The organism is Dactylosporangium roseum, from assembly GCF_025264685.1.
In the GTDB taxonomy this organism is placed as follows: Bacteria; Actinomycetota; Actinomycetes; order Mycobacteriales; family Micromonosporaceae; genus Dactylosporangium; species Dactylosporangium roseum.
This window is the reverse complement of the sequence record NZ_CP073721.1, coordinates 239,020-250,830: the sequence shown is the minus strand read 5'-3', so window position 1 is coordinate 250,830 and position 11,811 is coordinate 239,020. Positions and strand designations below refer to the sequence as shown.

General features: G+C 68.8%; 7 protein-coding genes. 3 read left to right on the top strand and 4 right to left on the bottom strand.

Going from position 1 to position 11,811, the window contains the following annotated elements; genetic code table 11:
• The first annotated feature begins 656 nt into the window (after positions 1-656).
• Positions 657-1,484, top strand: coding sequence for an HAD family hydrolase (locus Drose_RS01140; RefSeq protein ID WP_260729564.1), 828 nt, complete (start codon positions 657-659; stop codon positions 1,482-1,484).
• A gap of 312 nt (positions 1,485-1,796) precedes the next feature.
• Here Drose_RS01140 and Drose_RS01135 read toward each other — a convergent pair whose 3' ends face one another.
• Positions 1,797-2,540 carry a Fic family protein gene (locus Drose_RS01135; protein ID WP_260726314.1) on the bottom strand — a complete coding sequence of 248 codons (744 nt, stop codon included), beginning with the start codon at positions 2,538-2,540 and terminating at the stop codon, positions 1,797-1,799.
• Positions 2,541-2,689: 149 nt separating this feature from the next.
• On the opposite strand from Drose_RS01135, the gene acs reads away from it, so the two are divergent.
• Positions 2,690-4,654 carry an acetate--CoA ligase gene (gene acs, locus Drose_RS01130; protein ID WP_260726313.1) on the top strand — a complete coding sequence of 655 codons (1,965 nt, stop codon included), beginning with the start codon at positions 2,690-2,692 and terminating at the stop codon, positions 4,652-4,654.
• Between the two features lie 1,322 nt (positions 4,655-5,976).
• Here acs and Drose_RS01125 read toward each other — a convergent pair.
• The 3 genes from Drose_RS01125 to Drose_RS01115 all read right to left on the bottom strand — a co-directional run bounded on the left by Drose_RS01125 (position 5,977) and on the right by Drose_RS01115 (position 10,835).
• Complete coding sequence (locus tag Drose_RS01125) at positions 5,977-7,365, bottom strand: DUF1501 domain-containing protein (protein WP_260726312.1); 1,389 nt, start codon at positions 7,363-7,365, stop codon at positions 5,977-5,979.
• Between the two features lie 9 nt (positions 7,366-7,374).
• A complete protein-coding gene (locus tag Drose_RS01120; protein WP_260726311.1) occupies positions 7,375-9,375 on the bottom strand; it encodes a DUF1800 domain-containing protein in 2,001 nt (666 codons plus the stop codon).
• 305 nt (positions 9,376-9,680) lie between these two features.
• The gene (locus tag Drose_RS01115; RefSeq protein ID WP_260726310.1) at positions 9,681-10,835 is read right to left on the bottom strand and encodes a C45 family autoproteolytic acyltransferase/hydolase; all 1,155 of its coding nucleotides are present in this window, start codon (positions 10,833-10,835) and stop codon (positions 9,681-9,683) included.
• 50 nt (positions 10,836-10,885) lie between these two features.
• Between Drose_RS01115 and Drose_RS01110 the strand changes: the two genes are divergently transcribed.
• Complete coding sequence (locus Drose_RS01110) at positions 10,886-11,809, top strand: alpha/beta fold hydrolase (RefSeq protein WP_260726309.1); 924 nt, start codon at positions 10,886-10,888, stop codon at positions 11,807-11,809.
• Positions 11,810-11,811: the final 2 nt, after the last annotated feature.

Here is an 11,811-nt window from a genome sequence, read left to right as displayed (position 1 = left end):
CTGGTATCCAGTTCCGGACAAATCGCCTATTCGGAACAAAATTACATCTCTGGCGATGCCGCAGAAAAATGGCCGGCGGGCCTGGAGTCCCGATCAGCCTGATGTCCGATGTCGATATGCCGGTGTGACTGCCGCAGGCGGCACCCCCGACCGACCGCTCAGGTGCAGCGACTACGACGTGCCGAAACGGGGCAAGTGTGAAATTTCGTGAACGCTCAACAAAGCACTCGGCGTCAATACGGTCTATCCATCGAAACCGGGGAGCTATATTCCGAATTGCCATATGGCAGAAAAGTCGCCCGGATGTCCGATACTGCTGGAAGACCATCCCATACAGAGGGGACGACCCCCGCCGGGGGGTGACGGGGGTCGCCGGGGGGTTCGGCTCCGGGGGGGTCGAGCCGAACCCACTCAGCGGTCACGGGGGGTGCAACCGCCGAGGGTCAATAACGGGTCGTTGTCGTAGGAGACGTGAAACCGCGTCGCAAACATAAGCATGCCTGAGTCGACCGCCATACGTCGAGTAGGACAGGCTTGCAACACGCCAATCAATATTTCACTTGAGGGAATCTTCGGCGTGATCGCCCCCGAGCCGAGCGCGACACGACGAGAAGTCGGGCAAGTCGGGCCGCCACAGTGTGACCACCACCGCTACACTGCCCGCCGTGGGGCGTAGCGCCGCGTTTTTCGACCTGGACAAAACGGTGATCGCCAAGTCAAGTGCCTTGGCCTTCGGTCGACCGTTCTACCGTGACGGGCTGATCAGCCGGCGAGACGTCATCAAGGGTGCCTACGCGCAGCTCATCTTCCGCGTCGGCGGTGGCTCCGACGAGCAGAGCATGACCAAGACCAGAGACTATCTGGCCGCTCTCGTCAAGGGCTGGCGTGCCGAGCAGGTCCGCCAGATCGTGCGCGAAACGTTGGACGAGCTCATCAACCCGTATGTCTACGCCGAGGCCGCCGCGCTCATCGCGGAGCACCGGGCCGCCGGCCGTGACGTCGTGCTCGTATCGACCTCCGGCGACGAGATGGTCCGGCCCATCGGTGAGCTGCTGGGCATCAGCGACATCATCGCGACCCGAATGAACGTCGGTGAGGACGGCTGCTACACCGGGGAGATCGACTTCTACGCCGCGGGTCCCAACAAGGTGGTCGCGGTCAAGGAGCTGGCCGCGACGCGGGACTATGACCTGTCGGAGTCCTTCGCGTACTCCGACTCGGTGACCGATGCCGGGCTGCTCAGCCTGGTCGGGCACCCGACGGCGGTCAACCCTGACCGGGGCCTGCGCCGCATCGCCGTCGAGCGCGACTGGCCGATGCTCGAGTTCCGTCACCCCATCCCGCTGAGCCGGCGGCTGCGTGAGCGGCCGGCCGTCCCGGTCGCCGCGGCCGCGATCGGTATCGGCGCGGCACTGGCGATCGGGCTGGCGCTCTACGGCAAGCACCGCCGGGCCCGGCAGGCCGCTGCCGCTCTGGCCACCTGAGCCTCAGCAGTCACATTCTCCGCGCCAGGGGTTCCGATCGTGGGATCTGGGGCGTAGAAAAGAAATGCGAGGTCACGACGCTTACGCGAGCGACCTCGTGCACGGCCACCGGGCACCCACGAGCGACCAGCCGCGGTAGGCGCGTTGCAGCGGCTCCGCGAGGACCGCTGTTCAACGGACTTGGAGTGCACGCCTGGTAACCCGGTCGGACGTGTGTGTGCGGCGCCTCCGGCAAACGAGGCGCCGTTCACTGTTTTCGGGGCACACGGGACGCGTTCGGCGATCCCGGCTGTTCACGGCCCTCCACGGGAACTATCCCCGGTCCGTGGCCGTCTCGCAGACCTCGGTCAGCTCCTCGGCTGCCCGCTCGGCCGCCGCCGCGTAATGGCGCAACCAGGAGCGGATGCCGTCGGGTGTACCGGTGGCGAAGGCATTGGCCGACCCGACGTACTCCGGCTCGCGGGAGCGGTGCCCGACGTCCATCGCGAGCAGTCCCCGCGGGTCGACCCCGCCGGCGATCAGGGTCAGGCGTCCGGCGGCGCGGGCCACCACCCCGTTCGGCCCCGCGAATGCCTTCAGGGCCAGCAGCTCGGCATGTACGACCGCGGCTTGCAACAAGACCGGCACCGTGGTCCCGCCGGTGATCAGCTCGGCCAGCGCGGCCAGCCGGGGCGCCGCCTGCGGGTCGACCGGACGGCCCAGCTCGGCGGCCGGCACCACGTCGCGGGCGACGAGGGTGTGCAGCTTGGCCAGCACCTGCCGGGGCGCGCGCGTCCAGGTGGCCGTCAGCCCGTCGAGTGCGGCCGTGGCGCGCAGCGCGCCGTGGACCACAGGGTCGGTGACCACGCCCGCCCGGACCCCCTCGAGGTCGAAGCCGTGCGTGTCGAGGGCGGCACTGGCCACCGATGTGCGCAGGGCCACCTCCGCGGCCACCTGGCCACCCGAGCGGCGCAGGACCCGGTTGCGCATGGCAGAGTCGACGGCGGCTCGGGCCTGCTCGAAGGCGGGCGCGACGTCGGCGAGGTCGAGCAGTGGAGCGAGAGGATCACTTGGCACCAGCAGACGGTATCGTGCCGCTACTGTGAACAATGTTTAGAGAAAACCGGCGCTGCGAAGGAGCCGCTCGGCGCAGAGGCCTCGCTTCTTGTCACACCCCCCAACTAGCCTGCTTGCGAGCGCTGGACCACATCGAGGAGCCATCACTGATGAGCGACACCTTGGAAAACCTTCTCAACGAGACGCGGCGGTTCCCCCCGTCTGCCGAGTTCGCTGCCGCCGCCAACCTCACCGAGAGTGCCTACGCCGAGGCCAAGGAGGACCGGCTGGCGTTCTGGGAGCAGCAGGCTCGACGGCTGAGTTGGGCCAAGGAGTGGGACCAGACGCTCGACTGGTCCAACCCGCCGTTCGCCAAATGGTTCGTGGGCGGCAAGCTCAACGTGGCGTACAACTGCCTCGACCGGCACGTCGAGGCCGGCCGCGGCGACAAGGTCGCCATCCACTGGGAGGGCGAGCCGGGCGACACCCGCACGATCACCTACGCCGATCTCCACCGCTCCGTCTGCCAGGCCGCCAACGCGCTGACCAGCCTCGGCGTCGTGGCCGGCGACCGGGTGGCGATCTATCTGCCGATGATTCCCGAGGCCGCGATCGCCATGCTGGCCTGCGCGCGCATCGGCGCGACCCACAGCGTGGTCTTCGGCGGCTTCTCCGCCGACGCCCTGAGCGGCCGCATCGACGACGCCAGCGCGAAGGTCGTCATCACCGCCGACGGCGGCTTCCGGCGCGGCAAGCCCAGCGGCCTCAAGGTGATCGTCGACGAGGCCGTGGCCAGGACGCCCAGCATCGAGAAGGTCCTCGTGGTCCGCCGCACCGGCCAGGACGTCGAGTGGAAGGACGATCGTGACCTGTGGTGGCACGAGGTCGTCGAGACCGCTTCGGCCGAGCACACCGCCGAGGCGTTCGACGCCGAGCACCCGCTGTTCATCCTCTACACGTCGGGCACCACGGCGAAGCCGAAGGGCATCCTGCACACCACCGGCGGTTTCCTCACCCAGACCAGCTTCACGCACCACGCGGTGTTCGACCTCAAGCCGGACAGCGACGTGTACTGGTGCACGGCCGACATCGGCTGGGTCACCGGCCACAGCTACATCGTCTACGGCCCCATGTCCAACGGTGCGACCCAGGTCATGTATGAGGGCACTCCCGACACGCCGCACCGCGGCCGGTTCTGGGAGCTCATCCAGAAGTACAAGATCACGATCCTGTACACCGCGCCGACGGCGATCCGCACCTTCATGAAGTGGGGCGACGACATCCCCAAGCAGTTCGACCTGTCGTCGCTGCGCCTGCTCGGGTCGGTCGGCGAGCCGATCAATCCCGAGGCCTGGATGTGGTACCGCGAACACATCGGCGGCGAGCGCTGCCCGATCGTCGACACGTGGTGGCAGACCGAGACCGGCGCGATCATGATCTCCCCGCTGCCGGGCGTGACCGCGACCAAGCCCGGCAGCGCGATGCGCCCGCTCCCCGGCATCTCCGCCGACGTCGTCGACGACCAGGGCAACTCGGTGCCCGACGGCGGCGGCGGTTACCTCGTGCTCCGCGAGCCGTGGCCCTCGATGCTGCGCACCATCTGGGGCGACGACGAGCGGTTCAAGGAGACCTACTGGTCCCGGTTCCAGGAGATGTACTTCGCCGGCGACGGCGCCAAGAAGGACGCCGACGGCGACCTGTGGCTGCTGGGCCGCGTCGACGACGTCATGCTGGTGTCCGGCCACAACATCTCGACGACCGAGGTGGAGTCGGCGCTCGTCAGCCACCCGAAGGTCGCCGAGGCCGCGGTCGTGGGCGCGACCGATCCGACGACGGGCCAGGCGATCGTGGCGTTCACGATCCCGCGTGGCAGCGTCGACACCGACGGCGAGACCGGCGAGGCCCTGATCCAGGAGCTGCGCAATCACGTCGCCAAGACCCTCGGTCCGATCGCGAAGCCGCGGCAGATCATGCTCGTGCCCGAGCTCCCGAAGACCCGCTCCGGCAAAATCATGCGCCGCCTGCTCCGTGACGTCGCCGAGAACCGCAGCCTGGGCGACGTGACCACCTTGCAGGACTCGACGGTGATGGACCTGATCGCGTCCGGCCTGAAGTCGGGCAAGTCGGAGGACTGACCGCCGCCCCTGTTCGCCCGCCCTGGTCCGGCGTGGCCCGGAAAAATACACCGGATCAGGGCTTCTTCGGCCTGGAAGCGCGGCCGCCGAGCCACAGGCGGTCGGCGCGCACTCTCAGGCCGCACTCCCAGGCGGCACGTCGAGCCGCAGGTCGAGCCGCAAGCGCGGGTCAGCAAGCTCGCCCCGGTCCGCCCGCGCATTCGGCCAGGAGCGCGGAGTCAGCAGGCCCGTCGGGCCGCAGGCCGGAGCGTCGGGCCGCAGCACCGCCGGGCCGCGCACGCGGCCGGGATCTGCGGCCGTCTCATGACGACGACCCGCACCGGCGAGCGGGCGGGAGTTGGTGGCGTTTCCAGTTCACGGCTTCGAATGCCGGGGGATCGCGACCCAGTGACGGACTCACCGGTCCACCGGCGCGCACTCGTCAAGGCCGCAATTCCGGACCAACCCTGTTGGCCGAGCGCATCACTATTTGACGGATGTCGATGGTTATGCATTTTCCGTGGTTGAATCACCACGGAGTGCTACTTGCGCAACGGACGTCGTGTCGACTTCAACGGAATCGCGAGCATGTCACTATCGACAGGTCGGCAATCCGGCGTCATCGCGCATCGGACATGCGGCGGACCCTGCCCTCCATGTACTCCAAGCCTTATGGCACCCCTGGATGCTCGCCAAACCGCCGTCGACCCGGACAAGGCCGACAGTTCGGGCACGGGACTCGAAGATGTCGCCACCGAGGTGCGCCGGCCGGCGCGCGTTTCGAGCACAATCCGCCGCCATGCCGCCCGGCCCCATGATCAAGGGTACGGAGTGGCCGCCCGCCACAAGGCCGCGTAGTCAAGCCGTGCGGTCGCCCGTCAACCCGGTGTTGCGCTACCGGATGGTGGCGCACCGTCGCACGGGTAGCGCCTGTCGATCATGGTCGCCACTGGAACTGGGCCGGCGCTCAGGGCCGGGCAGCTCCATGATCGTGGGAAAGTTCTGGCTATCGGGGCAGCCACATCTTTCCCATGATCATGAGGTCGAGCCACCGAGCCACCGAGCCACCGAGCGGCGGATTGCGGCGGAACGCGCCAGCCGGCACGCCTCGGCGGCGAACACCCCGAGTCCTACGCCCGAATTGTCAGCCTTGTTCGGTGTGACCAGAGGCTGTTGGGCTGAGCTTCGCGGCCTTGCGCTCCGACCGCCAACCCTTTCCCTGATCAACGAGCCACCCGACCCGGAGCGCGGCCATCCCGGCCCAACGGGACGAGCCGGGTACCGGACGAGTGAGGGGCGGCCCCCGGGACCGGGGCCGCCCCTCTCCGCACGCGTAGGTGGAGCTACGCGTAGATCTTGACCGGCGTGTATGTCTGGCGCGGGAAGATCCGGCCGACCTCCGCGTCCGTCAGCCCGAACCGGCCCTGGGCGACCGAGCCGAACACGCTGAACATGTTGTTCATCTCGGGCACGTCACCGTTGGTGAGGGTGCCCAGGCCGTTCCAGGTGCCGAGGACCTTGCCGGCGAGCTTCTTGCCCGACAGGATCACGACGCCGCCGCCGTGACCGTGGTCGGTACCGCCGCCGTTCTCCGCCACCCGGCGGCCGAACTCGCTCGACACCATGACCGTGACGTTCGCCGCGAGGTCGGGACCCAGGTCGTCGAAGAACGCCGCCATGCCCGCGGCCAGCTCACCGAAGCGCCGGGCGACGTAGCCGCCGCGGGTGCCCTGGTTCTGGTGGGTGTCCCAGCCGCCCATGCCGATCGTGGCGATCCGGACGTTCGCGCCACCCTTGATCAACTGGGCGAGCTCCTTGAAGGCGTTGCCCACGCCGGTGTAGCGCACGCCGTTCGCGGGCATGTACCCCTCCTGGGCCAGCTTCTGCGCCAGGGTCAACGCGTCGATCCCGGCCCGGACGGGGCTCTCGATCGGGTGGTTGACCCCGGTGAACAGCGTCTTGATCGCGTCGACGGTCGGCTGCTTGAACTTGCCGTCGCCGTTGACGTTCAGTGCGCCGACGTTGCTCAGGGCCAGTGCGCCGCTGCCGCCGACGAGCGAGCGGGGCAGGGTCGAGCCGATGCCGATGGCGCGGAACGCGGTGCCGGGGCCGAGCTTGTCGGCCAGGTTGGTCAGCCAGCCCATGCCGCCGGTCTCGGCCGGCAGGCCGCCGAGCTGGCAGATGTCGGTCGCCGCGAAGTGGCTGCGGTCGAGGCGCCGGTCGCTCACCGCGGGGATGAGGGCGAGCTGGCCGGCGTCGAGATACTTCTTGAGCGGCGCGAACGACTCGTTGAGCCCGAACCCGCGCTCCAGCGGGATCGAGGTGTTCTCCGGCAGCGTGAACGAGGGCCGGACCCGCTGCAGGGTCGCGTCGTTCATCGGCGCGAACAGCGAGAGGGCGTCGGCGCCGCCGTAGAGGAACACGTGGATCAGCGTGCCGGTCGGGGCGGCCGCGAACGACGCCTGCGTGGTGAGGAACTGGCTGGTGGCCAGGGCCGTGGCCGTGGCCGCCGCGCCGACGAAGAACCGGCGGCGGGTCACACCCTTGCCCTCTTCCTGCTCGTCCTCTTGGCGGGCCAGTTCGAGGTACTGGTCGCGGACGCCCTTCTGCTCCTCCCGCACGGCGATCGCCTCGGCCCGCAACGCCGCTTCCAACCGGTTGGGTCCCAGCCGCAACAGGTCCGGGCATTCCGGGTGGAGCGAGTTCGAGGGACGCACTGTCTGCTTCTCCATGTGTGCCGCCTACCGCAGGTAGTGGTGAGGGGTCGTGAAGAGGGCCCGGACGACGGCGGCGATCGCACCGTTGAACGTGGCGTCCACCGGGGTCGAGGCGGTGACGTTCGGACCGGCGATCTTCAGGATCGCGGTCTTCCGGGTGTTGTCGAGCGTGACGTTGATCAGCTTCTTGCTCAACGCGTCCAGGTACGCACCAGCGGTGTTCGGCGGCTCGGCGACGATCGCCTCGGGCTTCTGCCAGGTGAACTGCCGACGGTTGCCGACGACGGCGTTGTAGGCGTCGTTCCACTGATTGACCATCGTCCCGGCGGAGGTCCAGGCGACGTAGACGTCGGGGTAGCCGTTGGGCGTCGGCAGCTCCATCGGCGCGTGGCCGAACTCCTCGAGCTTGCGCACGATGTCGCCGAGACCCTGGACGAACGGGCTGACGTTCGTGTTGTTCGAGGTGAAGCCGGCCGGGGCGTCGGGGTTGATGTCCAGGGCTCGGTAGGTGGCGGTGAGGTACTCGCCGGGGCGGCGGACCTTCTGCCCGACGGAGGCCCAGAACTCCGTGCGGCTCAGCATCGTCATGAGCACGGCCGTGATGTTGCTCTTCTTGTCGATGTAGGTCTTGGCCATGGCGTCGACCAGCGTCTTCGGCGGCACGTCGGAGACGAAGCGGGTGGCGAGGTTCTGCGCCATGTACCGGGCGGTGTTCGGGTGCAGGGCGAGGTACCGGAAGTACGCCTCCTGCACCGCCTCACCGCCCTCGGCGGAGTTGTTGGCGTGGGAGAACCCCATGATCTTCACCGGACCGACGTAGTGCTGCTCCGGCCGGTACACGTACTGGTTGTCGCGGATGCTCCGGCCGGTCTGCAGCATGGCCGCCTGCCGGACGTCGGTCTCGTTGTACCCGTTGAAGGCGCCGACGGTGTAGAGCTCCAGGTTCTCGCGGGCCAGGTTCTCGTTGATCTGGTCCTTGGTCGAGGACTGCTGGTCCAGGTACCGCAGCAGCGCCGGGTGCTTGTTCGCCGCGAGGAACATGTCGACGTAGTTGCCCAGCGCGTGCTTGCGGACGACGTCGCGCTCGAAGGCGGCCCGGACCAGCTCGTTGCCGTCGTGGAAGGCCGCCACGTGCAGGTAGTCGTTGAAGAAGTCGACCAGCATCTCGAAGAGCTGGCGGTCGGAGAAGAGCTGCTTGGCGATGGCGTACCGCACGTTCTGCTCGTCGGCCCTAATGCCTTTCTTGCCCAGATCCTCGCGCTGTGCCTTGAGCTGCTCGTACGACATGTTCCAGGTGATCAGCTCCGCGTCGGCCTTCTGCTCGCCGCGGGTCAGCGGGATCGTCTCCGGCTTGAGCTGTTTGGCGATCCAGCCGTCGATGCCGAGCTTGTTGATGTCGCTGATCACCCGGCTGTTCGGCCCGAAGGTGAGCCGGCTGGCGAGGTGCCGCACCGAGTCCTTCTTCGGTAGGACCGTGTTGCCGACGACCACCGCGTTCTTGGCCGCGTCGGCCGGGGTGCCGAACGACGAGCCCGTGGTCGGGGTGTTCTTGCGGATGCCCAGGCCCGCCTGGCCGTTCATGAGGCTCTGGTTCTGGTCGACGTAGGCCGGGGCAGCGGTGTCGACGGGCAGCTCGCCGTTGTCGGCGGCCGGCCGCGTGCCCTTGCCGAAGAACTGGGTGACGGCGTAGGCGCCGCCGCCGATCAGCGCGGCCGCGCCACCGCCGATGGCGACCATCGCCGTGCGGCGGCGCCAGTTCGACGGCTCGTCGTCCTCGTCGTCGATGTCCGGCAGGCCGGCACCGCGGCTGCGGGACATGGCGCCCGGGCCGTAGAAGTGCGGGCCGGAGCCGCCACGGTCGGCGGGCATCGCGCCGTTGCCCCACCGACCGGCGTATCGGGGGTGCTGCCCGAGTTGTCCGGTCTGGTCCTCGTAGCCGGACTCGTAGTACGGGTCCGCGTACGGGTCGTGGCTGCCGTCGAGGCCCCGTCCCGGGCGCCGTCTCGGCACGTCTCGCTCGCTCATCTACAAATCCCGATTCCGACGATGTGGGGCTCACGTGCGTCGATAGCGGAAGGTAGTAGCCGCCCAGACCATGAACAACCCACCCCTGAAGCGCCCTGACCAGGACTTAAGACGCCTGGTGGGGACCGGAGGCCGCGATTGCCCGCATGAGGTCGGGCATCCCCAGGGTGAACTGCGGAAACGAGGCGTCGCAAGCGGGAAACCGCGGCCCGGTCCGCAGACATCAGCACAGATACATTTAAGCTGCGGCACAGCCGGAAAATCGCTGGTCATGAGGGCACGGCACGGGCCGTACCGGTGAAGAATCAGACGAAAAGTCCGTCAAGTCGGATGTCGTGGTACTTGTCGGCCTGACACGGCGGTCCGGCGGCGATCGACATGCGGCGCTCGTCCAGGTCGAGCAGCACCGCATACAGCGATTCAGTGAGACCTGCCGCACTCGGCGCGTGGACGTCGTGCCGGCAGATCGACTGCGGATAGCCGCCATGATCGGCGAGCACGGCCCGGATCCGCGACTCGTCGAGCAGGCCGTCGCCGAGCAGCCGGCGTGACCGTGCGCCACGGAAGAACGACGCGCTGCCGATGCCGCGAAGGACGTCGAACAGCGGCAGCGGCGCCTCGAAGTGGTTGGCGTGCGTGATCACGCCGTCGACCGGGTTCAGGAACCCGACGTCGCCGGGCGCGACCTCCATGTCGAGCACCTCACCCGGAATGCCGTCGCCGAACGCCTGACCGACCAGCAGGTTGATGCTACAGCCGCGCGGCGTCGCACACGCCGCCGCGATCGCCGTACCGAGCACGCGCGCCTCGAGGACGGCGCGCAGCAACACGTGGTACGGCACCCCACCCGAACGGCCGTCACGGTCGGAGCCCAGCAAGTTGACGCAGACGCCGAGGCCCGCGTCATTGAAGCCGGCCTTGGCGAGCATGCCGGCCTCGGTCAGCGCGAGCACCTGCGATCCGTGCTCGTCGCGGGTGGCGAGCAGCAGGGCGTACGGCCGTTGCGCCGGATGCCAGTCCCAGTTCTGCGCGAGCAGCGTGTGCCCGCTCGCCGTCCGCGTGTCGAGCACACCGATCGCCGTGCACTCCGTCGCGGCATTGTTCCCGGCGTACAGCAACTCGGAGCGGCCGTTGAGCGCGTAGATCTCGGTGACGTCCACGCCGGAGCCCTCGGCCACGCCGTCGAGCATCTGCGCCACCCGCGGCGCGTGGCGGTGGGAGGCGTCGCGGAACAGCGAACCGAACCGCCGGGCCGACGCCGCGTCGATGCCGGCGTCCGAGGCGAACCGCGCCAAGTAGTTCGCGGTGTTGGCCGCGATCAAGTCGGCGGCCGAGTTACCGTATGCGATCCCGCACTCACCGGGTGTACCTTCGACGGTGATGAGCGGCAACGGCAGGTCCATGCCGAAGACGCTAAACGCCACCACGCCCTGCGCGCGACCCTCGACAACCCGGATCACAGCCGCTCACCTGGCAGGAAATCGGACCCGCTGGCCCTACGCTGAGCGACATGAACCCCTCCGTTGACGACACGTGCGTCATGCTCGACGGCCCGTGGTCGCACCGTTTCGTGAGCGCCAACGGCACCAGGTTCCACGTCGTGGAGGCCGGCACCGGACCGTTGGTGCTGTTCCTGCACGGCTTTCCCGAGTTCTGGTACGCATGGCACCACGAGCTGACCGCCGTGGCCGACGCCGGGTTCCGTGCGGTCGCGATCGACCTCCGCGGATACGGGGCGAGCGACAAGCCACCGCGCGGTTACGACGGGTACACGATGGCCGGCGACGTGGCCGGCCTGATCCGCGCCCTCGGCGAGCGCAGCGCCTACCTCGTCGGCGCCGGATGCGGCGGGATGATCGCCTGGGCGACCGCCGCGTTCCACCCGAAGCTGGTCCGGCGGCTCGTCGTCCTCGGCGCCGCCCACCCGCTGCGGCTGCGGGCCGCGCTCGCCGCCGACCCGCGCGGGCAGCTCGCCGCCGCGAGGCCCGTGCTGAAGTTCCAGGTGCCGCGCTTCGAGCACATCCTGACCCGGGACAACGCGGCGCTCGTCGGCGACTACCTGGAACGGTGGGGGGCACCCGCCTGGGTCGGCAGTGCCGACTTCCGCGCGTACGAACAATGCTGCCGCGAAGCGATGCAGATCCCGCAGGCGGCGTTCTGCGCGCTGGAGACCTACCGCTGGGCGGTGCGGTCGGCGCTGCGGCTCCAGGGGTACCGCTTCGTCAAGCAACTGCAACGGCCGGTCACCGCGCCGACCCTGCAACTGCACGGCGCGCTCGATCCCGCGGTGCTGCCACGCACCGCACAGGGATCCGGGCGCTATGTGCTGGCCGAGTACGAGTGGCGCCTGCTGCCCAACGCGTCGCACTTCTCGCACCTCGAGCAGCCCGAGCTGGTCGCCGGCGAGATCCTGCGCTGGGTGAAGGGCGGCTAGCG